Annotated in this window: 17 protein-coding genes; 9 read left to right on the top strand and 8 right to left on the bottom strand. The window is 57.6% G+C overall.

All coding sequences use genetic code 11. The features are described from left to right. Positions 1-35 precede the first annotated feature (35 nt). Positions 36-1,955 (bottom strand): sulfatase family protein, encoded by a 1,920-nt coding sequence (locus tag RISK_RS20820; RefSeq protein ID WP_047816315.1) that lies wholly within the window; start codon positions 1,953-1,955, stop codon positions 36-38. Positions 1,956-2,387: 432 nt separating this feature from the next. Here RISK_RS20820 and RISK_RS20810 point away from each other — a divergent pair, with 432 nt between their 5' ends. From RISK_RS20810 to RISK_RS20795, 3 genes are all read left to right on the top strand, one after another. Then, the gene (locus RISK_RS20810) at positions 2,388-3,164 is read left to right on the top strand and encodes a TatD family hydrolase (protein ID WP_047816246.1); all 777 of its coding nucleotides are present in this window, start codon (positions 2,388-2,390) and stop codon (positions 3,162-3,164) included. A gap of 213 nt (positions 3,165-3,377) precedes the next feature. Then, a complete protein-coding gene (locus RISK_RS20800; RefSeq protein WP_047816244.1) occupies positions 3,378-4,067 on the top strand; it encodes a response regulator transcription factor in 690 nt (229 codons plus the stop codon). A 234-nt stretch (positions 4,068-4,301) separates the two neighbouring features. Next, complete coding sequence (locus tag RISK_RS20795) at positions 4,302-4,964, top strand: PEP-CTERM sorting domain-containing protein (protein ID WP_047816243.1); 663 nt, start codon at positions 4,302-4,304, stop codon at positions 4,962-4,964. Here RISK_RS20795 and RISK_RS20790 read toward each other — a convergent pair. After that, on the bottom strand, positions 4,961-5,953 hold the full coding sequence (locus RISK_RS20790; protein WP_047816242.1) for a class I SAM-dependent methyltransferase: 993 nt from the start codon (positions 5,951-5,953) through the stop codon (positions 4,961-4,963). The two genes, RISK_RS20795 and RISK_RS20790, sit on opposite strands and share 4 nt — an antisense overlap. A 149-nt stretch (positions 5,954-6,102) precedes the next feature. On the opposite strand from RISK_RS20790, the gene gap reads away from it, so the two are divergent. The 5 genes from gap (at position 6,103) to glgB (ending at position 13,327) form a co-directional block, all read left to right on the top strand. Beyond that, the gene (gap, locus tag RISK_RS20785; RefSeq protein ID WP_047816241.1) at positions 6,103-7,131 is read left to right on the top strand and encodes a type I glyceraldehyde-3-phosphate dehydrogenase; all 1,029 of its coding nucleotides are present in this window, start codon (positions 6,103-6,105) and stop codon (positions 7,129-7,131) included. A 150-nt stretch (positions 7,132-7,281) separates the two neighbouring features. Beyond that, positions 7,282-8,505 (top strand): GTPase ObgE, encoded by a 1,224-nt coding sequence (gene obgE, locus RISK_RS20780; protein ID WP_047816240.1) that lies wholly within the window; start codon positions 7,282-7,284, stop codon positions 8,503-8,505. A 16-nt stretch (positions 8,506-8,521) separates the two neighbouring features. Continuing rightward, positions 8,522-9,412, top strand: coding sequence for a type III pantothenate kinase (locus RISK_RS20775; RefSeq protein WP_047816239.1), 891 nt, complete (start codon positions 8,522-8,524; stop codon positions 9,410-9,412). Between the two features lie 920 nt (positions 9,413-10,332). Then, positions 10,333-11,055, top strand: a complete 723-nt coding sequence (locus tag RISK_RS20765) for a ribonuclease H family protein (protein ID WP_047816237.1) — start codon at positions 10,333-10,335, stop codon at positions 11,053-11,055. Positions 11,056-11,116: 61 nt separating this feature from the next. Then, positions 11,117-13,327, top strand: coding sequence for a 1,4-alpha-glucan branching protein GlgB (gene glgB / locus RISK_RS20760; RefSeq protein WP_047816236.1), 2,211 nt, complete (start codon positions 11,117-11,119; stop codon positions 13,325-13,327). 164 nt (positions 13,328-13,491) lie between these two features. Here glgB and RISK_RS20755 read toward each other — a convergent pair whose 3' ends face one another. Both RISK_RS20755 and queF read right to left on the bottom strand, forming a co-directional pair. Beyond that, positions 13,492-14,499 carry a sugar phosphate isomerase/epimerase family protein gene (locus RISK_RS20755; RefSeq protein WP_047816235.1) on the bottom strand — a complete coding sequence of 336 codons (1,008 nt, stop codon included), beginning with the start codon at positions 14,497-14,499 and terminating at the stop codon, positions 13,492-13,494. Positions 14,500-14,589: 90 nt separating this feature from the next. Beyond that, entirely contained in the window at positions 14,590-14,955 is a 366-nt protein-coding gene (gene queF, locus RISK_RS20750) for a preQ(1) synthase (RefSeq protein WP_047816234.1), read from the bottom strand. Between queF and RISK_RS20745 the strand changes: the two genes are divergently transcribed. Beyond that, positions 14,945-15,763: a 7-carboxy-7-deazaguanine synthase QueE gene (locus RISK_RS20745; protein WP_047816233.1), complete on the top strand. Its 819-nt coding sequence runs from the start codon at positions 14,945-14,947 to the stop codon at positions 15,761-15,763. The two genes, queF and RISK_RS20745, sit on opposite strands and share 11 nt — an antisense overlap. A 504-nt stretch (positions 15,764-16,267) precedes the next feature. On the opposite strand, the gene RISK_RS20735 is transcribed toward RISK_RS20745, so the two are convergent. The 4 genes from RISK_RS20735 to RISK_RS20720 all read right to left on the bottom strand — a co-directional run bounded on the left by RISK_RS20735 (position 16,268) and on the right by RISK_RS20720 (position 22,801). After that, positions 16,268-17,044: a methylamine utilization protein gene (locus tag RISK_RS20735; RefSeq protein ID WP_047816231.1), complete on the bottom strand. Its 777-nt coding sequence runs from the start codon at positions 17,042-17,044 to the stop codon at positions 16,268-16,270. Positions 17,045-17,203: 159 nt separating this feature from the next. Continuing rightward, positions 17,204-19,519, bottom strand: a complete 2,316-nt coding sequence (locus RISK_RS20730; RefSeq protein WP_047816230.1) for a biotin/lipoyl-binding protein — start codon at positions 19,517-19,519, stop codon at positions 17,204-17,206. Beyond that, positions 19,516-21,684 (bottom strand): efflux RND transporter periplasmic adaptor subunit, encoded by a 2,169-nt coding sequence (locus tag RISK_RS20725; protein WP_047816229.1) that lies wholly within the window; start codon positions 21,682-21,684, stop codon positions 19,516-19,518. The genes RISK_RS20730 and RISK_RS20725 overlap by 4 nt, the downstream gene beginning before the upstream one ends. An 82-nt stretch (positions 21,685-21,766) precedes the next feature. Then, on the bottom strand, positions 21,767-22,801 hold the full coding sequence (locus RISK_RS20720) for a WD40/YVTN/BNR-like repeat-containing protein (RefSeq protein WP_047816314.1): 1,035 nt from the start codon (positions 22,799-22,801) through the stop codon (positions 21,767-21,769). Between the last annotated feature and the right edge of the window lie 121 nt (positions 22,802-22,922).

The raw sequence follows: 22,922 nt of genomic DNA, 5'->3' as shown, positions 1-22,922 counted from the left end.
CATCGAACGAGAGCCTGATGGATCAGCTGTGATCGCTAAGGCAGGTCCAAGTGATCGAGGTGCTGTTGAATCAAACCTTTGGGATCGGGTTGAAAAGGCAATTGGAACATTTTCGAACCCATCGGAAAGGGCGTGCCCGGCAAGGCGTGGACGTGCCGCACCATGTTGAAAATTTGCAGAGCTTCCGTAGGCGATTGGCTGAGCTGCAGCGTGCGTTGAAAGACCGGACGCGGGTCTTCCGTTTGAAGAATCGCGGCGAGTTGTGCGGCTCGGGAGGCAACCAACGGTTCTGGATCCAAGGTTCGGCGGCGCAACAATTTGAGGAACGTGTCGTCCGCGGCCATGTCCAGATTGGCAGAGCGGTTCGATGCCGCGATGGAACTGGCCGCGACCAGGGCCCAGTATCGCTGGAGCATGTCGCCGCTGTTGATAGCGGACAGCAACGCTTTGCTGGCTTGATCCCAGGGCATGACCGCGATGTTGGCGGTGTCGATGTAGCTGGCAATCTCGTGCGACAATCGCTTTCCGTTGGCAACCGGCGCGTCCAGGATTTTCAGCATGCCGGCTTCAGTCAAGAAGCCCAGGTCGTTGGTTTGCTTCAGGTGCGCGTTCAGCTTCATTCGCAATTCAGTCAGCCGATCGCCGTGCAGGGGATCTCCGGCCAAGTTATTCACTTCATGCGGATCGTCCGCCAAGTTGAACAGCAACTCGGGTGGACGCGGTTTGAAAAACTGGCTTTGAACGTTGTTGAGTTTGCCCGTGTGATATCGGTCTCGCCACTGTTGATACGCCAGCATCTTGTAGCGGTAGTCCGCCCACATCGCGTCGGGTTGGAAGGATTCAAACGAGCGAATCAGTTTCCAGTCGCCCACGCGGATCGAGCGTACCAGATCATACTTTTCGTCCATCCGGTCGGCGTAGCCAAACGTGGTGTCTCGCGAGTCAACTTCGGCCGCATCGATTCGTTGCCCGAGGAAAGCTTTGCCGTCGATTGGCCCCGCCTTGTCCAGCGGCACGCCCGCGAGACTCAGCACAGTGGGAGCAAAGTCAATGAACGACACGAACCCCTTGGTGCGAGATCCGATCTCGCGATCGACCAGGCGGCGGTAGTTGTCGGGAATGCGAACGACCAATGGCACGTGCAGGCCTGATTCATAGATGTAGCCTTTCCCACGAGGCAGCACGCCGCCGTGGTCACCGAAGTAAAACACGAACGTGTTTTCCAGCTCGCCGGCTTGTTCCAATTGAGCGACCACGCTCGCGACTTTCTCATCGATGATGCTCATCCGATCGCGATAGAACGCGGCGGTGTGCCGGAAGACTTGCGTGTCGGGAAAGTACGGCTGCAGCGAAACGGTTTCTTGGTCGAACTTGGTTGGCTTTTGCAATGCGTCGACGTCGAAGTGCAGCCTGCCTTCGTGTGAATCAGCAAATGTGACCACGTGGAAGAACGGTGTGTCGTCGGAGGGACGGTTTTTCCAAGACGCCTTTCGCGAGGAATCATCCCACGGCTGCATCCGCTTTTTCGCGTTGTAGTCCTCTTTGGAACTATTGGTCGTGTAGTAGCCAGATTGCCGCAACCAAGCCGGGAACATTTCCACGCCTTGCGGCAGTGTGGCTGGTTCGGTGCGTCGATGGAACTGAGTCCCAATCCGAGGCCCATAGCAACCGGTGATCAAGGTCGTTCGTGCGGTGGAACAAACCGGAGCGTTGCTGAAGGCTCGATCGAACGTCACGCCATGTGCGGCCATGGCCTCGATTGCGGGTGTCTCCACGCCGGTTTCGTCAAAGTGTTTCAGGTAGTGTTTGGAATTGTCCTCCGACATGATCCAAACGATGTTCGGTCGAGCGGAAACGTTGGGATTCGTTGCCGCAGGTTGGTCTTGCGCGACCACCGGAGCGACGCAGAGGATCGCCATCGAGCAAGTGATGGCACGGAACGTCGATGGAAACATCTTGGGGAAGACCTTTGGGAACATGGGCGGGACCGATCTGGATGGACGGCGTTGTTGGGGACGGCGTGAACGAGGGAGGCGTTCGAGCATCGATTGCGACCGGATGCCCCCCAATGTATCAGTTTCGAATCGCCGTTCGGCGGATTCGTACCCGCTCATGGTCCGAAATGCTGTGCCCCAGGCTGAACAAAGCGTTGCACCGGAATGATCTGAATCACAATCAGAATTTCTCCAGCCAGTCCAGGTTCTCAGCGACGGAGCGATTGATCGACCATCTCCATGGGGTGCCGATCTTCAAACGGCAGCATTTTGAGGATCGGGAAGTCCGGGATCTGAGCTCGAGGGTGCTACCCAGTTTCGCGAAATGAAACAGAATGACTGGCACGTCTGTTTGCCAACACGTCCTCTGCCATCGATCCATCCGAGACCTGAATGAATCCCCTGTTCGACACTCATGCTCATTTGAATTCCAAGGATTTCAACGACAACGTCGCCGAAGTGGTCGAGCGTGCTCGTCAGGCCGGCGTGGTTGGCATTGGCGTGATCGGAATCGATCTGGCGACCAGCCGCCGAGCGGTTGAGTTGGCAGCCGAGTTCCCCGAGATGATTCATGCTGTTGTCGGAATCCAACCCAACTCGGTCGCAGAGTCGTCCGCGGGCGATTTTGCTGAAATTGAAAAGCTCGCGACGGCTCCAGGAGTTCGCGGGATCGGCGAAACCGGGCTGGATTGTTACTGGGACGACACACCGATTGAGCAGCAACAGGCGGCCTTTGACCAACACATCGATCTGGCTTGTCGAACCAACCTGCCGATGGTCATCCACATGCGTGAAAGCGGCGAACTGATCGCGGAACAATTGGCTCGGCAGACAAAACTTCCTGCCGCCGTGATGCATTCGTTCACTGGTGATTGGGAACTGGCCGAGCGTTGCCTGGACATGGGGCTGATGATCAGTTTCGCTGGCATGGTGACTTTCAAAAAGAGCGACGATCTTCGCGAAGTCGCCAAACGAGTGCCTGAGGATCGACTGCTGATCGAGACCGATTCACCGTATTTGTCGCCCGAACCGCTGCGGGGCAAACGGCCAAACGAGCCCGCTCGAGTCGAACACGTGCTGCGTTGCTTGGCGGATGCCAGAAACGTCCCGACTGCGAAACTGGCGGCCGCGACGACGGAGAACGCCAAGCGATTTTTTCAGCTTGCGTGAATCGATTGTCGTCGTTCGGTAAAGTGTGGGGAACGAGCCGCTACGGATTGATTTTGTGTGCCGAACCCATTGAATCTGTCTTTCCGAACGAGATCTTCATCAAACCTTCCGCGAAACGGCGGTTTGTGGGTGGTGCCAAACTTCACATCTTCAACGAAACTACTCGCGGATCGGAAGATATGAATCTCCTCTCAAAACGCAGCCTGCGGACGAATGTCAAAAACCAAAGTTCTCATCGTTGAAGATTATCGGCCGCTGGTGGAAACGCTCGAGTACCAGCTCAAGCGGGCCGGTTACGAAGTCTATCGAGCGGCGGACGGTCGAGAGGCTCTCAATCAAGCGAAGCTGTATCTGCCCGATGTTGTTGTGTTGGACGTTGACCTGCCCATTCTGAGCGGCGTGGAAGTCTGCAAGCAGTTGCGATCCGATGCAACGACCAAGGACACGCTGATTTTGATGCTCAGTGCCTTGGGGGAAGAATCCGACCAAGTCGTCGGATTCGCGGTCGGAGCGGATGATTACGTTGTCAAACCAGTCGAGAGCTACAAAGTCCTGCTGCAGCGAATCAAGGCACTTTTGCGGCGTCGCGAACCTAGTCTGGAAGACGCCGACGCGGTTTCGCGTTGCGGTGTGACGGTTGATCGCCGGCGTTTTGTCGCCACGATCGAGGGAGAAGCGGTCAAGCTGACCAAGAGCGAATTCCGGTTGCTGGACACGCTGATCCGTCAGCCTGGCCGAGCATTCGACCGCAGCGAACTGGTCGACGCGGCCCTGGGCGAAGACACGATGGTGCTGGAGCGAACCATCGACGTCCACGTCCGAGCCCTCCGCAAAAAGATGAACGAACACGCCGATTTGGTGGAAACCGTGCGAGGGATCGGGTATCGATTTCGGGAGGAATAGGACGATTCTCCGTACGAATTCCGACTTGAGACGGCACCGAGAGAGCCGTCCAGGTGGCAATTGAGGGATCTGGCGTAAATTACCTATTGCCCCAGAATTTCTTCAAAAAACCGAAGAGCCGGTTCCTTACCCCCTGCTTGTTGTGTAGCATACCTCCGTTAACTGGCGTTAGAGGAAGTTGATTAGCCAGTCGATTGGGGGCATCGCTTACGATTAGCAAGGCAGTTTGGCACGATGATTCGTTTTTATCGCACTTTTTACGTGGCAGTTTTGTTGCTCGGATTTGCTTTTGAGCAAAGAGCGGTCGCGGCAGTCACCGTCGTGCTTGATTTCAATGACTTGGCATCGAGTAGCAGCGAAGCGGAAGTGGTTGGCAACACATACTCGAACTCAGGCTTCTTGATATCGAATCCTGATAACTTGCCGACGTTCCAGGCGATGCAAATTTATGGTTCCAACCATCCTGATTACATCCTTGGGTCAGGGGCAGCGTTGCACTCAGACAATCCTGGGTCCGATTTCACGTTGACCAAGCTGGATGGAGGCGAGTTTCGTTTGGCATCCATTGATATTGGTAAATTCAAAGATAGCGTTTTAAACCCGGCCACTCTGACTGTGAACTTTCATGGCTCTTTTGCGGGAGGTGGTAGTTTTAGCGATAACTATTCAGTGAGCGTGGATGACGACGAGTTCCAGACGATCAACTTTGGAACCGATTTTGTTGGCATTAACTCGATTACTTGGGGATTCGACACTCCATTCTACCAGTTTGATAACGTGACGCTCGAAGTCAGTGCAGTTCCGGAGCCAACGACTCTGGCTTTTCTCGGAGTTGGATTGGGCGTTGCAGGAGTTCGTCGTGTCCGACGCAAGCGTTTTGAGAACGCCGTTGCTTAGCAGTTCACTTTCGCAAGCATTCCGCTGTTAAAATTTGTTGTTGCCTCCACCAAATAGCCCCCTGCGATTTGCAATCGGCTTGTGGGGCCGTCTTCGATCATTGCGGATCCATCGAGCGACAGTCGGTGGAGGTGGCTGATCTGCCAGCCGCTGCTTTTGAGATCCGCGATCAGTTCTCGTCGCGAATAGCGGTGCAGGAACATGTCGGGCAGGCCTCGGTAGGCATACGTGGCGTCGCCGAATTCATGTTCGCGGCTGGTGATTGATTGCAGCCAGCTCTTGGCGAGCAGACGTTTGCCGCCCGATTGAGCGAGCGACGCGTAGCGGTTGTGGACGTGCAGCAAGAACTTGCCGCCGGGGCGGACAATCCTCGATGCATGACACAGGACCGCTCGTCGATTCGCTCGGCCTTGGATCATGCCCAGGGTGCTGAACAGGCAGACTGCTCCCGCGGCTGAATTGTCGGCCAGGCAATCGAGCTGGACCAAGTTGGCTCGCAGGGGAACGATTGTTCCAGTCCGCTGGTCGGTTGATTCCGCCTGGGCTCGTTTCGCTCGCTCCCGGACATGGTCGAGCATGGGCTGAGAGAGGTCAATCGCGAGCACGTTCCTGCCGAGACGTGACAGTTCAGTGGCCGCTCGCCCGGTTCCGCAGCCCAAATCGAGCACCCAATCCTCGGATGCAGAAAAAAGTTTTCGCTGCGACGGATGGGGCACCCCCTTGGCTGGTCCCGCTGGCACCCGGGCCAAATCAATCGATTGGAACACTTGGTGCAGGATTGTCTGGTCCAACGTGCAGAGCGGAGTGTCTGCCACAAAGGCATCGTAGTGGCTCGCGATGGACCCTTGTTGCACGTATCGCCAGGTTCCAGCCGCGACTCCGGCCGGGCGTCGCCATTGGGATTGTTCAATTCTTGCCGATGTTTCGCCTCGATCCCGTCGCGGGGACTCGGCAGGTGAGGCGGGATTTTCGGGCCGAAGATCGGTCATCGTGGTTGGTTCGAGGTCAAGGGAGCGATTCGGGGGCTGTTTCAAATTGGGCTCGCAAACTTATAATCCGCGCCCCGCAGCGGACTGGGTGACTGTTTCGCCCGCCGCTTCTCTCCATCTTTGTTCCACGAGACAGGAATACGAAATCAGTGGCTATTAAAGTAGCAATCAACGGCTTTGGCCGAATCGGACGTTTGACTTTTCGCAACCTGATGGAGCGAAGCGACGAGTTCGAAGTGGTCGCGATCAACGATTTGACCGACAATCGCACCTTGGCAATGTTGCTCAAGTACGACAGCATCCACGGTCGTTTCGACGGCACCGTCGAGTACGACGACACCTCGTTGACCGTCAACGGCAAGAAAATTGTGGCTTTGGCTGAGCGTGATCCACGCAACTTGCCTTGGAAAGACCACAACGTCGACATCGCCATCGAGTCGACTGGCTTCTTCACCGCACGTTCGACCGCCGACAAGCCCGGCTACGACAGCCACTTGGCTGCTGGTGCAAAGAAGGTTGTGTTGTCCGCACCTGCCAAAGACGGTGCTGACCTGACCTGCGTGTTGGGCGTCAACGACGACAAGCTCACCGCCGATTTGAACTGCGTCAGCAACGCTTCCTGCACGACCAACTGCTTGGCTCCCGTTGCCAAGGTCCTGAACGATTCGTTCGGAATCGAATCGGGCCTGATGACGACCGTTCACGCGTACACGAACGATCAAAACGTCCAGGACCAGCCACACGCTGACCTGTATCGTGCTCGCGCTGCCGCTGTGAACATCATCCCAACCAGCACCGGTGCTGCCAAAGCCGTTGGATTGGTGATTCCTGAACTGCAAGGCAAGCTGACTGGCATCGCGATGCGAGTTCCAGTGCCAACGGGCAGCGTGGTCGACTTGACCGTCAACCTGAGCAAGGAAGTCACCAAGGAAGACATCAACCTGGCGATTCAGACCGCTGCAGAAGGCCCGATGAAGGGCATTCTGTTCTACGCTGTCGACCCGATCGTCAGCAGCGACATTGTGCACGACCCACACAGCAGCATCTTCGCCTCGGACTTCACCCAAGTCCTCGGCGACAAGGGCAAGATGGTCAAAGTCGTGTCTTGGTACGACAACGAATGGGGCTACTCCAGCCGTACCGCTGACCTGTGCAGCAAACTCGGCAAAATGCTCTAAGATCGCCTTTGGCGATTGCCACTAGCTTCTAGCGATTCGCGAGAAGCTTTTTGAGCGAATTCCTCGGACGTGGTGATACAATCACCGCGTCCGTTTTCATTTTACGGCTGCTGGCTGAACGCTAGGAGCCAATAGCTAGAAGCTTTCCAAATGTTTTTTGATCGCGTTGAAGTTGAGTTCCTGGCCGGCAAGGGTGGCGATGGCTGCATGAGCTTTCGCAAGGAAAAGTACGTCCCCAAAGGCGGCCCGGATGGCGGCAACGGCGGACGAGGGGCCAGCATCATCCTGGAAGCTCGTCTGGGAGTGAACTCGTTGGCCCAGTTTGCCAATCGCAAGTTCTTTCGGGCCGAAAAGGGTGGCTTTGGGATGGGCGCCCTGCGACACGGACGAAAAGGCCGTGAAATGCGGTTGTACGTGCCCTGTGGAACCAGCATCATCGACGCCAAAGACGGTTTTGTGATCAAGGATCTGACCCAAATCGGGGAGGAGTTCGTGATCTGTCGCGGCGGCAAAGGTGGCTTCGGGAACGCTCGCTTCAAAACGGCACAGAACCAGGCGCCGCGAATTCGCGAGCTGGGCGAGCCCGGCGAAGTGCGGCACGTGATCATGGAGCTGAAGTCGATCGCCGATGTGGGGCTGATCGGAAAACCCAACGCTGGCAAAAGCACGCTGCTTTCACGCATCAGCAGTGCTCGTCCAGAAATCGCGGATTACCCGTTTACGACCAAGTATCCCAACCTCGGCATCGTCGATGTCGACACAGAACGATCGTTTGTGCTGGCGGACATTCCCGGGTTGATCGAAGGAGCCAGTGAGGGCATCGGCTTGGGGCACGAGTTCCTGCGACACGTCGAACGCGCCGGTTTGCTGGTTCACCTGATCGAACCCGCGCCGGTTGATGGAAGCGATCCCATTCAAAACTACGTCGCAATTCGAGAGGAACTGCATCATTACGATGAGTCGCTCGCCGACCGTGATGAATTGGTGGTGATGACCAAGTGCGAACTCGATCCTGACGGTGAAGTCCGCGAGCAGCTTCAGGCATACTTCAACGAGAATCCAGCCAATCATTCTCGCGAACTGCGTTCGATCAGTGCTGCGACCGATGTCGGACTGAAGGAATTGGTCGGCGAAATCATGGTCCGGGTCAGCAAGCGTCGGGAAGAAATGAGGGAAGCTGGGATCACCCCCACGCTGATCCGCCAAGACGATGCACCGGCGACACCGAAAAAGGAACGTCGCGTTCCGCCTCACAAGGCTGCTGCCACGGAGTGCTTGTCCGACGAAATTCGAGCCCAGGACATTCAGGGTGCGTCCACGTTGTCCGACACCGGGAAGGTTGTCCCCGGTGAACGTCGCGACCGCCCTTCTTGAGCTCGTCGGCAGGAACATGACAGACGAACCATCCTCTTCGAATGAACCCACGCTTCCAAGCGAATCGCAGTGCGATGTCGTGATGGTGCGAGTTGGAATTGATATCGGAAACACCGCGATCAAGGTGGTCACCGAGGGAGCATCCACCGGCGAAAACGCTGGCGTGAACAGGGATCGCGGACCGCAGTTGCGATCGATCTCGTTGCGAGATCCTGAGTGGATCACGCAATGTGTCGAGCACTTGCGAACGCTTGGGAAACAACTGGCGGAATGCAAATCAAGCGACTGTGAGTCGGTTTGCTACGACGTGCGTGTTGCAAGCGTGAACCGAGGGTCCGCCGAGCCTTTGGTAACCGCTTTGGATGACGCGTTTTACGAGTGCATTCGGGTGCGTTTTGTGACCCACCAAGATGTCTCCATGACCATCGACGTGAACTATCCCGATCGAGTTGGAATCGACCGATTGTTGGGAGCGGAGGCTGCTTTCCGACGTCATGCGGCTCCCGTCATCATCGTCGATGCGGGCACCACCGTGACAGTGGATTTCGTGTCGGCAGAAGGCGTGTTCTGTGGCGGAGCGATCTTGCCTGGTTTGGAAATGCAGACCGCAGCTTTGGCGGCGGGAACGGACGCACTGCCCAAACTTGATTGGGCCTCGCATCGTTGTCGCGAGATGCCTGAGGGACCAGGCCGAGACACGGTCGCGGCAATGCGACTGGGCGTGCTCTCGTCCGTTGCGGGTGCCGTGGAGCGATTGCTTCGAATCTACGGCGGTGCAGCGACCTTGGTGGTGACCGGTGGCGATGCGGGATGCTTGGTGGACGCTTTGCCTGCGAATTACCAAGCGGTGGAAGAACCGCATTTGGTTGCCCAGGCTCTGCTGGATCTGCTGCGGCCAAACGAGTAGACGGGCGTCCCAACGACGCCCGTCTCGTGTTGCCCATGCTGGCTGAATCGCGCCGCGAATGGTCGGGTGCGCCGCGTCGGCGAATCCAACCGCGGAGCGGTGGCAATTGTCAGCCTCGGGTTTCAACCCGAGGTCTTGATCGGCAAACCTGAAACCGACAAGCCGCGAAGTGGCGACAGTTGTTCGGAACGCGTTTCCAGCTGTCGTCGCTCCGCGACTTGGTGAACACGCTGGCGCGTTGATGACCTTGGGTTGAAACCCAAGGGCTTTCGGATTTCGTCGCTCCGCGACTGGTTGTAGAAGGCCTTCAAACCTTCCGTCGAGGAGAAATGCACGGTGGTTTCAAGCCGTGGGTTTTCACCTGACTGTCTGGGCGTGCAGCGTCGGCGAATCCAACCGCGGAGCGGTGGCAGTTGTCAGCCTCGGGTTTTCAACCCGAGGTCTTGATCGGCAAACCTGAAACGGACAAGCCGCGAAGCGGCGACAGTTGTTCGGAACGCGTTTCCAGCTGTCGTCACGCCATGACTTGGTTGCATCCATCGCTTTGTGACTGGCGATGCGTGCCGGTTGCGCTGACTTCAACGGTTGCACGATCCCTTGTTAAATCGCGCAAACCTTTTTGAGCAGGAAAGCTTTTCTGGGGAGGCCTGCGGCGACGAAAGCACTCTCTGTCGCCAGGCGGTTGCCTCGAAGTTTCGGCAAGCTGAAATCGCAGCAACATTTGATAGCCGACACGAGCACCCCCTGGAGATTGGCACCGATGGATCGCGTCTCTTTGCTTTCCCCTCCCTAGCAATCGATGCGTGTAGCGATGCGGCGGCCCTCTCGTCCAAGGATCCGGGCGAGACCCAAGGGGCCGCCGCCAGACCGATCGCAACCCACGCATTGAAAGCACGTCGAACTCACTGGCGAACCCAACCATGATGGATCCTTTGCAATCACTCGAAGAATTCGCGTCGATGACGTCCGAATTTGGCGATCCCGATTTCAACCCCGCACCCGCGAAACCTCGCGGATCGTTTTTGCTGGTTGTCTCGGCCGACAGCACGTCGCTGTCCGATGGCCGTTGGCAATTTGTGATCGAGACTTCCGACGGACGACCCGTGATGGAAGCCGAAGATCGAGAGTTTGGTGATCTGAATCGCTTGTCGTTGTTGGCGGCGGTTCGGGGCTTGGAAGCGATGGACGGTCCCTCTGGCATCACCTTGCTCAGTCACAACCGATATTTGATTCGTTCGCTCACCGATTCGTTGCCGAGATGGCGACGCAGCGATTTCGTGTGGGATCACTTTGGCCGCCGGGTCGAAGTCCAGCACGCCGACCTGTGGCGACGCGTCGACCACGCGTTGGGAATCCACGAGGTCCAAGCCTGTTTGGTGACGTCCCGGTTGGTCAGTCGAAAGCCAGATCAGGTCACGCCGGATGGCGCGATCCCCGCAGCGGATGTCAATGAGTTGACTGCTCGTGCATCCACCAAACTGAATGACCCCTGGTCGCGAATCGACCAGCCTCACGCGGGGCCACCGGCTCCGAAATCCAATCAAGTGGTTCCGACAGCCAACGATCGGCTGCGGGACTGGTTGCTGAGCACCGCAGTTTCGGCTCGCGGGATTCAGCGTTCCAATCCGATCAAAACGTCCTGATTTCCGGCGTATTTCTTACTTTTTTGACCACATTTTCAATCAATTCATTCGTAGTTCAGCCATGAATTCGCAGCTTTCACTATCGACCATTCAGTCACTCGTTGATGGCAGTGTGGCGAACCCGGGTAGTTTGTTGGGCCGTCACCCTGTCAACTATCGGGGAAGAGAAGCCACGTCCGTTCGCGTGTTGGAACCCAATGCCGAGTCCGTGTGGCTGATCGATTCGGCAAGCGGTTTGCGGCGTCCCATGCGACGGCTGCATCCCGGCGGATTCTTCGAAGCGATCTGCGATGAGCCCATCTCCAAGCCCTCCACGTCCAGACTGCAAATGATCGACAAGACCGGCAAAGAAATGAAGACGACTTCTCCCTACACCGTTCCCAGCATCTTCAGTGATTTGGATCGCTACCTGATCGGTGAAGGCCGCCACCATCAACTGTACGAGTGCCTGGGCGCGCAACTTCGCGAAGTCGAAGGCGTCAAAGGCGTGAACTTCGCCGTCTGGGCGCCCAACGCTCGCTCGGTACAAGTGGTCGGCGATTTCAATGGCTGGGACGGCCGCAGTCACGTGGCGCAGCCGGTCGAGTCGACTGGCATGTGGGAATTGTTCTTGCCCGGCGCGACGGTCGGTCAGAAGTACAAATTCCGCGTCCAGACCGAGCAAGGTCACTGGATGGACAAATGCGACCCCTGGGCATTTGCCGCTGAGTTGCCACCGCTGACTGCCAACATCATCACGGACATCAGCACCTACAGCTGGAATGACACGGATTGGTTGCAACAGCGGTCGGAAGTCGACCCCATGCACGCTCCGATGAATGTCTACGAAGTCCACTTGGGCAGTTGGCAAAAAGGTCCTGGCCGAACGCACGGTTGGTTGGACTATCGTGATCTGGCAAAACGCTTGGTGGACTACTGCCGCCGCATGAATTTCACCCACGTGGAATTGATGCCGATCAGCGAGCACCCCTTCACCGGATCATGGGGATATCAAAGCGTTGGGTATTTCGCGCCGACCAGTCGTCACGGATCTCCCGAGGACTTCATGTTCTTCGTCGATCATATGCACCAAAACGGGATCGGCGTGTTGATCGATTGGGTCCCAGCTCACTTCCCGAAAGACGATCACGGGCTCCGCCAGTTCGATGGCTCGGCTTTGTATGAGCATTCGGATCCGCGGCAGGGGGAACATCCCGATTGGGGCACGATGATCTTCAACTTCGGTCGCAACGAAGTGAAGAACTTCTTGATCGCCAATGCGTTGTTCTGGTTGGACAAGTATCACATTGATGGACTGCGAGTCGACGCGGTCGCATCCATGTTGTACTTGGATTACAGCCGCGAAGCCGGTGAGTGGATTCCCAACCGTTATGGTGGTCGCGAAAACTTGGAAGCGATTGACTTCTTGCGTGACTTCAACGTCGCTGTGCATGAGAACTATCCCGGCGTTGTCACCGCGGCGGAAGAGTCGACGGCGTGGCCCGGTGTCTCACGTCCGACCTACGATGGCGGACTCGGTTTCACCTACAAGTGGAACATGGGTTGGATGAATGACACGTTGAGCTACATGCGGAACGAACCCATCCACCGTAAGTTCCACCAGAACGAGCTCACGTTCAGCTTGATCTACGCCTTCACCGAAAACTTCACGTTGCCACTGTCGCACGATGAAGTGGTTCACGGCAAAGGTTCGTTGATCAGCCAGATGCCGGGTGACATGTGGCAGAAGTTCGCGAACTTGCGACTGTTGTACAGTTACATGTGGACGCACCCTGGCAAGAAGTTGTTGTTCATGGGCGGCGAAATCGCTCAATGGACCGAGTGGAACGAGGACGACGGACCTCAGTGGGAATTGTTGGACTTCGACACGCACCGCGGGGTCCAGCAGTTGGTGTCGGACTTGAACAAGATCGTGATCGAGAATCCGGCTCTGCACTACCACGACTTCACCGACGAAGGCTTCGAATGGGTTGATGCTCAAAACGCGGAAGACAGCGTGTTGGTCTACCTGAGAAAGGGCAACGAAGGCGACGCACCGATCTTGGTTTGCAACAACTTCACCCCCGTCCCACGTCCGAATTATCGCGTGGGTGTGCCATTCAAGGGATTCTGGAAAGAGATTTTCAACAGCGATGGTGAAGCGTACGGCGGATCGAATCTGGGCAATTACCCCGGGTGTCAATCCACCGGGGTGGAGTACCAAGCTCGACCGGACAGCATCGAAGTCACGCTGCCACCACTGGGCACGACGATTCTACGATTGGAATCGTAAGCCGGCGATCGGCCAATCGGCAGGCTGAGACCATAGACGTCGGTCGGCCACTCTTGGCCGACGTTCGGGATGATCACGCCAAGAGAAGACGGGCAAGAGTGCCCGTTCTACGTGGGTTGGGTGGCGACTTTTGGGACGACGAAGACTTTGTCGTCGGTCATGGCTCAGCCCTGGGCCTTGGCAGCTTCCAGGTCTTCGAACGTTCGCAGGTGATAGTCGATGCCGACTTTGTCGAGCACGCGGCACAACCCGCGAGCGGCGATGCCGAATCCATCGGGACCGCTGAAGCCGCCGAATTGGCCTCCGCCACGAACGTGCGGTTCAAGGTCCAGGTAGATGCCTTTGACGCCCCGACGTGACATCCGGTCGGCAAGCGTTGGCAGGAACGTCTTCAGATCTTCGAAGATTCGCTCGTGAGCGCTGTCGCCTTGGTCCGCCGGCACAAAGTGGCTGGCCGATTCTTCATCCACATGCTCGACGCGGCCGTTCAGCGATGGGTCTTTGTAGTCCTTGATGTGCAACCAACCCAACGATGGCTTCATCGCTTCGTATTGGGCGTAGACCTGATCGGAGCTCAGTCCTTGCATCACCATGTTGGCACCGTCGAAGATCGTGACGAGCGCCGGGTTGTTGACCTTGGCGGCGATCGCAGCCAGCAAGTCGCCCGTTTGTCCGACCAGGTTGGCTTCGACTTCCAAACCAAACGTCAGGCCGCGTTTGTCGCAGGCTTCCGCGATTTGACCGAGTTGATCGGAGACTTGATCAATGTGATCTTCCGGTGCGGTTCCCTTGGGGTGGTAAAACGCGAAACCGCGAAGCAGTTTGCAGTCGAAGGCTTCGGCGCGATCGCAAGCGATTTGCACGTCTTCGGCGAGGTACTTTTCAAACGGGATGAACTTGTTCGACGTGCCGTCTTCGACGTCCAGCAACTTCACCTTGCCGATGGGCGAGCCGATGCTGCTGACCGACATCCCGTACTCTTTGTGCAACTCACGGAGCGTTTCAATTTCGGCTGGTTCCAGCATCATCACGTTCTTGATGCCGTTGCCGACATCGACGAAGCGGATTGAGTAGTGCTGCAGTCCGATTGCAGCGAGCGCGGCGAACTGTTCGTTGGCCTTTTTTGAGAAGGCGGATTCGTCAGCGAAACCAGACAGAATGACAGAGGACATATCGCAGGAGGGGTTGGGGGGAAGACGGGGGAAGGACCGAGCCATGAACCAAATCAGGCTCGAGATTCGGTTCAGGCCTGAGTTTCAGGATCAGGCTTCGTCGGGGTAGTTCACGATGATATTGCTGTTCAGGCCACCGCGAGGCGTCCACTTGCTTTCCACCGTGACTTTGCGAGGCTGGACGACGGCGACAAAGTCGTCCAGAATTCGGTTGGTGACTTGCTCGTAGAAAATTCCTTCGTTACGGAATTTCTGCAAGTACATTTTCAGGCTCTTGAGCTCCACGCAGACTTGGTCAGGAACGTACGTGAACACGATTGTTCCGTAATCGGGTTGTCCCGTTTTGGGGCAGACCGACGTGAATTCCGGGCAGTGATGCTCGATCGTGAAATTTCGCGTCGGGGCGGGGTTGTCAAAAACTTCGAGAGTTTCTCGGAAAGAGGCTGTGTCGCTCACGTGGTTTGGTTCACTTCTAGAAACGCGGTGTCGTTTGAAATCGGTCGATCAATCAGTCGATGTTTTACCCGCTGAGGACTCGGCGGAAACCCCCGGGGATCCGCGCGCTCGTCCGTCCACGCTGTTGATTTCAGAAACCTTTGTCAGTCGGCAAGGCGAAGGCCAATTGACCGGCACGAACAGCGTTTTCATTCGGACCAGCGGTTGCAATCTGCGGTGCTGGTTCTGCGACACGCCCTACGCGTCCTGGAAACCCGAAGGCGCCCCTCAGACAATCGAGTCATTGCTGAATCTGGTCGCCGATTCGGAGGCGAATCACGTTGTGCTGACGGGCGGCGAGCCGCTGATCGCGAAAGGGATCGTGGGTCTGACGGATCGACTTCGAGCGGCTGGAAATCACGTCACCATCGAGACCGCCGGCACAGTCGACCCCGGCGTGCGATGCGATTTGTTGTCGCTGAGCCCCAAGCTGCGGGCCAGCACCCCGGATGAGAAAGAACACCCTCGCTGGGCAAAGTTGCACAGCGAACGACGGTTGCCGATTGACACGATGAAGCAGCTGATTCGGTCGGCGGACGCGACCCAAGTGAAGTTCGTCGTGGACTCCGCGGAAGAACTGGCGGAGATTGACGAAGTGGTCGGCCAGCTCGGTGTGGACGCAGACCTGGTGTGGTTGATGCCGCAGGGAATCTCCGTCGAGCAACTCGACGCCGTCCGGCCTTGGTTGGAACCGATGGCGGAATCACGTGGCTATCGGTACTGCGACCGCATGCAAATCCGTTGGTACGGAAACCGTCGCGGAACCTGAGTGACCCGCGACGGGTGGATTTTCAACGGGAATGGTTTGCCGGATGCGTCGGTGAATCCAACCGCGGAGCGGTGGCAGTTGCCAGCCTCGGGTTTCAACCCGAGGTCTGGGGGCGGTCCTCAAAAATAGGGAAAGCCGCGGAGTGGCAACAATTGATCCCGGATGTCGTCGCTCCGCGACTGGTCGCTGTTCGACGGGAATGGTTTGCGGGTGGCGTCGGTGAATCCAACCGCGGAGCGGTGGCAGTTGTCAGCCTCGGGTTTCAACCCGAGGTCTGGGGACAGTCCTCGAAAAAAAGGCGAGCCGCGGAGTGGCGACAATTGATCCCAGATGTCGTCGCTCCGCGACTCGGTGATCGTGTTGGGGCGTTGGTGACCTTGGGTTGAAACCCAAGGCTGGCGGCTTTCGTCGCTCCGCGACGGATGATCCACGCATAAAAAAACTCGGCGTCGTTTTTGAGGACGACGCCGAGCGTTGGGTTGGAGCGAACGAGTGGGCGTTCGATCAGTCAGCTGACAACGCATCGCCGGGGACCAGGACGTCACCCAGGTCGTTCATGCCGGGTTGGATGTCCAGCTCGAAGCGGCTGCGACGCCATGATTCCTTTGAACCACCGATTTTGACTTCGTCGATTTTTCCGGCTTCATGTGAGACACGGAACATGACTTCGCCGGTTGGGATGCCTTCGATGGTCAGTGTGCCATCTTCACCGCTGACAGCAGCGTAAGGGTGTTCCAGGACGACCACGTAAGCCTTCATCCACGGGTGAATGTTGCACTCGACTGGAATCGCTGCCGGTTCGGGCTTTTCGAGAGCAACCTCTTTTTCCGCCCCTGCGGGAATCATCAAGTTCTCTGCCTTGTTGGCAAAGAAGTTCAGGTTCGCGTTGTGGCCAACGGGATCGGGGTTGGTGATTTTCAGCGTGTCACCGGTTTGGGCGATCACATAGTGAGGCTGGAAACGGCATTCGTCGTTGGCCAGTTCGTGAGTTTCGTTCTTCGCAGGAACGTCATCCAGCTTCGTTCCACCACGACCGGTGTAAACGTAGACCAAGACGTTTTTGATTCCCTTGGAGGCGGGATCAACGATCAGTTTTTCGTTGGGGATGTCGTGTTTGCCACAAAAATCAACGTCCTTGTTCGGATCGATCAGATCCAATTTGGGAGCGTTGTCCGTATCCAACACGAAACGCATTTTCAACGTTCCGGTGTCAGCCATGGCCATCGATGCGGTCAACGCACACGCAGCCGCGGTGCTGGCAATCAAGGGACGAATATTCAAGAGGTTTCTCCTAGAAGAACGATCGTTCAGTGCGGGTGGGTGATGACATGGCCACGCATTTTGCCAAGCCTATCGCTGGATGCCATCATCAGAAAGGCGGGACCACTCATTGTATCATTTCGACAACCAAAGTCCAGCAATGAGAGGAAGATACATCGATTATCGGAAACGAAATGAACTGGAGAAAAGTTCGCGAATTCTTTGCCAAAATGAGGCGGGAGAAACCGCGAATTTGACCCTGCCGGAGGCTCCGGCGACGCATTTGGAGGGGGCTGTGTCGCGATCCTCGATTGAAACCGCCACGACGTAGCTTGTTTCTGGGGCCCGAGTCGCTTGGTCCGCCCGCTGGTGGTCTCGTCGAGGAGCGTCCGTTCGCGCGTCGTACGTCTCGTCCGAAATTTGAACGACACGTCCGCGAAGGATTTGGGTTGGTGAAGCGTCGTGAATCAACCAGGCTTGGTCGCCGAGTTTGAGTCGTTGTCGCTGGATGGATTGCACGACCGCTTCGGCTCGCCAAGGAACCGGTGTGCCAACAGATGGTTCGAGCGATTCGGCAGATTCGTCACAGGCCGCAATGCTGAGCAATTCGGTGCCTGCTTCCAACAAGCAGCCTCTGTTTTCCTTCGCAGTGGGATATTCCGACCAGGACGCCAAACGCACCGCCGCCCGATCCACCGCGGGGTTGAACCCCGGACCGAGGTCCAGCGGATTGGCGTCCGCGTCGAGTGATGATTCCGACGTAGATTGGGGATTGCTTTGAGCCACCATCACGATTCCGTCGCAGGGAGCGGTGATCGTCAGTGACTGATGCCGGCGTTTTGCTGCGGCCAAGCGGTCCTGCATTTCATCCAGCAATGCTTTTGCGGCGGGCAATTGCGTGCTGGCCTCCGGCACCAATGTTTGCGAAGCACGGAGCCCTTCTAGTCTCATCGTTTGTTCGGCGACATCGCTTTCGGCATCCAAAACTTCCAGTTCAATTTCCGGGTTGGTGAGTTCGGCCAACAAATCGCCGCGAGACACTCTTTGTCCGGGTTCAACAAGGATTTGGCTCAGGACACCTGGTGACGTGAGGTGCACGCGGGCTTCGTGCTGGGGCAAGAAACGAACGGCAGAGTGGACGTGACGTGGCAACGGAATCGTGCCGGCGTAGCCGAGCACGGCAAACAGCACGCACCATCCAAACGCTCGGCGAGGACGCATCTTTCGGCGGTTCACGGGATTTCTCCAAAAACGACGCAGCGGCATCCACCCTGCCCACAGCATGGAGGTCGCTGCAAACAGAGCGAGCAATTGACCAATGATTTCCAATCCGTAGGGACGCAACGAAATCCAGATGAACCCAATGATCGTGGCCATCAAGATCCAGCGGTAAGCGAGCGATCCGACGGCATAGACCAACAACCAAGGTGACTGGTCCGCGGCTTCGTTGGGTTCCTCAGATGGCACGCCGAGAAAGAAATTTGCTAAGAACCTCCCCCATCGCCGCTGGGCTCGTTGAGCCAAATTGGGCATGTCGGTCATGTCGGACAGCAAATAATAACCGTCGTACCGAAGCAATGGATTGGCGTTGAAGACGATCGTGCTGATCCCGCAAACGACCATCACGTGGGATGCAATCGTGTGCGTCAAACCCGCCGGTGTACGCAGCCAAACCCAGGCCGCGATGGATGCGATCACAACTTCGGTGGCAATGCCAGCCATGGCGACCGCCGCGCGACGCAGACGACTGGGGATCATCCATGATCCGCTGGTGTCGCAGTAGAGCGCCGGAGTGAAGACCAGAAGCATTGGTCCGATCGATCGACACTTCGCACCGAATCGCTCTGACACCACGGCGTGACCGAGCTCATGAGCGATCTTGGTCGCTGCGATCACGCCCGCCAGGATCAACGCATTCTGCATCGTCAACCATTCGTGCGACGCGGGAAGTTCCGCGAGATAACGTGTTCGATGTACCAACATCATCATCGCCGCGGAGACCACCAGTGCGAACAGGGTGACCAAACCAAACGGAGTCAGCAGCGGACGCACGATCGGCATCAACACACGCATGACGGGTGCGGGATCGATTCCGGGAAACCGCATGAACAACCACTGTGAAGCCGCTGCCCATCGTTTTTGGCGGCGATCATTGTCGGCCCGCGCGAGCAACGGATCGCCTTGCATCGCCGCGAGGCTGGTCGTCAGCCCGCTCTCATGGAATCGAAACAGCAACGCGTTGATCTGGTTCGATCGGACTCGGCGGTTGGGATACCGATCCTGGTAGTGATCTCGCAACTCATCCAGGCTGCATTGCCCGTCCAGCAACGTCAGCAAGAAGTATTCGTCTTCGCGAAGCCGGTGATACTTGCCTGCGATTGCATCGTGAACGACGACCCAACCGGTATGTCGGTGCGAGACCCGCACCGCTTTCAAACCGACTTTGTGGTGCACGCCCAACGGACGCTGAGTCGATGAGGTGACGCCCGCGTTCATGTTCGAAACCGAAACAGCACGTTGCGATGGAACCAAGCGACCACGTCGTCGAACGCACTGGCCAGATACCGGCGGCGTCCACCAATAATCTTTGCGGTGACCTCCGCATCACCGCGAAAACCGTCCTCGGGAACCTGGTCGATCCCAGCGATGATGTCCACGACGTTGCGTCCATCGGCGCGTTTGCGAGCGACCCCGCCGATCTCCGACACGTTCGCTCGAAACGTTTCGGTTGGGCGAGTTTCAATCGCAAATCGAACTGGCAACGCCTTTCCGGCGGCATGTCGGTCGATCACTTCGCCGGCACGTGTCTCTTCGAGCTTCAGTTCTAACTCCCACGGACCATCGTGTTGAACCAAGGCGAACAAACGATCGCCTCGAGACACCGGCCGGTCGCTCAATCGTTCGTTCAATCGCCAGCCGACGACCTGCCCGTCAAACGGAGCGACGATGGACAGCATCGCCTTCATCTGGCGGTTGATCGCCAGCCGCTTGTTCAGCGAATCAATTTGGTTTTCGAGCGTTTGTTGTTCCAGCATGCTTTGGGCGGAATCATGAGCGTCGGCGGTCGCGGCCAACAACATCGCCCGGATCGAACTCAATTTTTGGGTGGCGGTCGCGAGTTGTCCTGACAATGCCTCGGCTTCGCGAGTCAATTCCGCATTGTCGAGTGTCAACAGCACGTCGCCTTGCTGCACCACGTCGCCATCTTGCACCTGCAATTCATCGACGACACCGTCGATTCCCGCGAAGATGGCTTGGCGAACCGCTGGGCGAGCCACTCCCGTCGCGACGACATGATGATCGACGTGAATGAACCACCCTGCCAGCAATCCGCCGGCGACCAATATCCCGATTGCCAAGATCCAGTGCCGGGTTGCCCGGCGAGTCGCCGCCGCGGCCGGACGTCGGACAGGCAGTGCGAACACGCTGTCGTAGCGCATCGCGTTGGTGATCGCGGTGGAGGATTCCTCGGCCACTTCCAACATTGCTGGAGTGATCGACGCCGGCGGTTCACCTGAGAAAGTTTCCAGCATCAACATGGCGACCGGCATCGATCCGCGGCGTTGTTTTTCACGAGCGTCCTCGTCCGACTCCTTGGACGAAGCAACACCGGCAGCGGCCAAGGTGTCGTCAAGGGATTCGAACAATGGGATCAACGCCACCGACAACACACCGGACTCGTCCAAGTACGTTTCCAGCGGCGAAACCAACTGAGGTGACAACGCAGCTGGATCCGTCGCATCCGAGTTTGCCAAAGGAGGCAGAATCAAGGGTCGCTTGAGAACCGAAACGGCGTCCGCCAATTGGTTCATCGAGCGAACCAGCGGCGATCGCCGGTCGATCACTGACGAACCACTGATCGCCGCGACTCGAAATCGAGGCCTGCGAGCGGTTGGGTTTTTCGATAGCAAGACGACCGCGCGTTCGCACGGCAGCAATCGAGGCAACTCCGACGCGATTCGGTAGGCGGTCGCGGTCGGATCCAAGTCGGCATGAAAGGCTCGTAGCGCAGAGCGAATGCCGCGGGAGGAATCGAAAGCGTTCACGAGCGACGGCGGTTCGGCAGCAGCGACGGACAAGGCTTGGGCGTTTGGACGTGGTTTCTTGGTGTCAGCATCCGCGATGTCTTCATCCGCGGTTCCCATCGTCTTCCGAGCCGCGGCGGCAAAATCTCCGAGTGACTTCATTGCCAACAACACATCGCCGGCGGACAGCTCCGATGTTTGGATGATCACCATTCTCGCGAAGGACGGAGCCGGGAAAATCTCCACGCCCAACGCGGTTGTGGTTCTTGGTCCTTCAGGGGGTGGACCAGCGTCGTTTTGGGACCGATCGCCGGTGGAGTGGTTCAGTGTGATTGGGAACGAAGCCACCGATGGCGAAACCGCCTCGATCTGCGTTCGCAACCGGGCTCGGTCCAGTCCCGCGGCCACGGACTCATTGCGAACCAACATCCGAGGTTGTGGGAACGACGCGTCCTGAACGGCCACGGCTGCCGCCGAAAAAGTCTCGGCCAGGTGGAGCGTGAACCGGTGCAGGAAATCCGCTTGATCGCGAGATTCTTTCGCGATCTGCTTGACCATTTGTTGTGGCGAGACCGTCCCCGCAGCGGATTGACCCGTCGGGGCGGAAGCAGCGGCAGGGGCATCGGGACGGTTCATGCCTCCAGCATAATCCAGCCCCCCGAAATTGTGGGGATTGTTGCCTTGGCTGGATCTAGAACTGATCGGCCTTGTTCCGGGCTCAGTCCAGGCGAGCGAAGCGGCCCTCGGACCCGCACGCGAAAACTTTTCTTTTGCCGACTGACAAGGCGTGGAAGCCAACGTCGGAGAAGGACGTCCAGTTTGTTCCATCACGAGACAGGTCGGTTCCAGCCGGTCCGACCGTGATCAAGGAGCGGGCCAGCGGGCTGCCTTCGGGGATCGCCATGACATCGCTTCGGAATGACTCCGGTTGAACGGTGACACGCTGCCAAGTCTTTCCGTCGTCCAGACTGATGCAGGCCGTGACCTTCGATGTTTCCGAAGCTCGGTAGTCACCGCCCACGCAGAACAGCGGACCGGCGGCATCCACACCGACAATGGCTGGACCTCGGCAAACGGCGAAGATGCCGGAGGCTTGTGAGCTTGGCATGGGAACCGAGACAGGAACCCAAGGCTGATTCCAACCCGAGCGAGTGTACAACCGACTGGTGTCGGACGTGGCACCGCCGGTTCCAAACCACAATCGACCATCCTCACCGAGCAACAACGATGAGTTGCTGGCTGCGAACGCGGCTTCACCGAGACGGGAGAGCGGAAGTTCGGTGCTCAGCTTTTTCCAGGACAGTCCGCCATCGTTCGTTTCGACGACCAGCAATCGGCCATCGACGGGGTCGCTGACAGCCTGTCCGCGTTTGGCATCCCAAAACTGCATCGCGTCGAAGAAAGCCGCATCGGATTCGGCGCGATAGGTTTCCTTCCAACTGGTGCCTCCGTCTTCGGTTCGCAACAGCACGGCGGGCGTTCCTGCACTGGCGATGCACGCATCGTTGGCACTGAACGCACAAACGCAGCGGAACTCCAGGTCGTCATATCCATCCGGGCCACACGAATGCCAAGTCTCGCCACCATCGAGCGAGCGGATCACGGTTGCCTCCGCTCCGCTGGCCCAGATGACATCATCATCGACCGCGGACAATCCACGCAGGCTGACGTTCGTGCCCGTCTCGCTCAGCCGCCAACCGGTCGCTTGAGAATCCTCGCCGGACGAAACTTGGGCAAGCGAGGTTGTTGTCATGGTCGCAGTCAGGACAACCAAGAGGGCTGCCGCAGCGATGGATGTATGGTGCGGCATCAATTTCATTCCCGGCAGTTTGAAAACGCGGAAATATGAAAACGAATCCACTCCGCGACTCGGA

The organism is Rhodopirellula islandica (genome assembly GCF_001027925.1).
GTDB lineage: Bacteria > Planctomycetota > Planctomycetia > Pirellulales > Pirellulaceae > Rhodopirellula > Rhodopirellula islandica.
The sequence above is the reverse complement of the archived record's forward strand: the minus strand, read 5'-3'. Positions and strand labels throughout refer to the sequence as shown.

What these genes read in the sequence shown, in the direction of transcription:
- RISK_RS20765 (WP_047816237.1), top strand. Translation starts at nt 10,333, where the DNA reads ATGATGGATCCTTTGCAATCACTCGAAGAATTCGCGTCGATGACGTCC.
- RISK_RS20795 (WP_047816243.1), top strand. Translation starts at nt 4,302, where the DNA reads ATGATTCGTTTTTATCGCACTTTTTACGTGGCAGTTTTGTTGCTCGGA.
- RISK_RS20720 (WP_047816314.1), bottom strand. Translation starts at nt 22,801, where the DNA reads ATGACAACAACCTCGCTTGCCCAAGTTTCGTCCGGCGAGGATTCTCAA.
- RISK_RS20730 (WP_047816230.1), bottom strand. Translation starts at nt 19,519, where the DNA reads ATGAACGCGGGCGTCACCTCATCGACTCAGCGTCCGTTGGGCGTGCAC.
- RISK_RS20755 (WP_047816235.1), bottom strand. Translation starts at nt 14,499, where the DNA reads ATGTCCTCTGTCATTCTGTCTGGTTTCGCTGACGAATCCGCCTTCTCA.
- RISK_RS20775 (WP_047816239.1), top strand. Translation starts at nt 8,522, where the DNA reads ATGACAGACGAACCATCCTCTTCGAATGAACCCACGCTTCCAAGCGAA.
- RISK_RS20810 (WP_047816246.1), top strand. Translation starts at nt 2,388, where the DNA reads ATGAATCCCCTGTTCGACACTCATGCTCATTTGAATTCCAAGGATTTC.
- RISK_RS20820 (WP_047816315.1), bottom strand. Translation starts at nt 1,955, where the DNA reads ATGTTTCCATCGACGTTCCGTGCCATCACTTGCTCGATGGCGATCCTC.
- obgE (WP_047816240.1), top strand. Translation starts at nt 7,282, where the DNA reads ATGTTTTTTGATCGCGTTGAAGTTGAGTTCCTGGCCGGCAAGGGTGGC.
- RISK_RS20725 (WP_047816229.1), bottom strand. Translation starts at nt 21,684, where the DNA reads ATGAACCGTCCCGATGCCCCTGCCGCTGCTTCCGCCCCGACGGGTCAA.
- RISK_RS20800 (WP_047816244.1), top strand. Translation starts at nt 3,378, where the DNA reads ATGTCAAAAACCAAAGTTCTCATCGTTGAAGATTATCGGCCGCTGGTG.
- RISK_RS20790 (WP_047816242.1), bottom strand. Translation starts at nt 5,953, where the DNA reads ATGACCGATCTTCGGCCCGAAAATCCCGCCTCACCTGCCGAGTCCCCG.
- glgB (WP_047816236.1), top strand. Translation starts at nt 11,117, where the DNA reads ATGAATTCGCAGCTTTCACTATCGACCATTCAGTCACTCGTTGATGGC.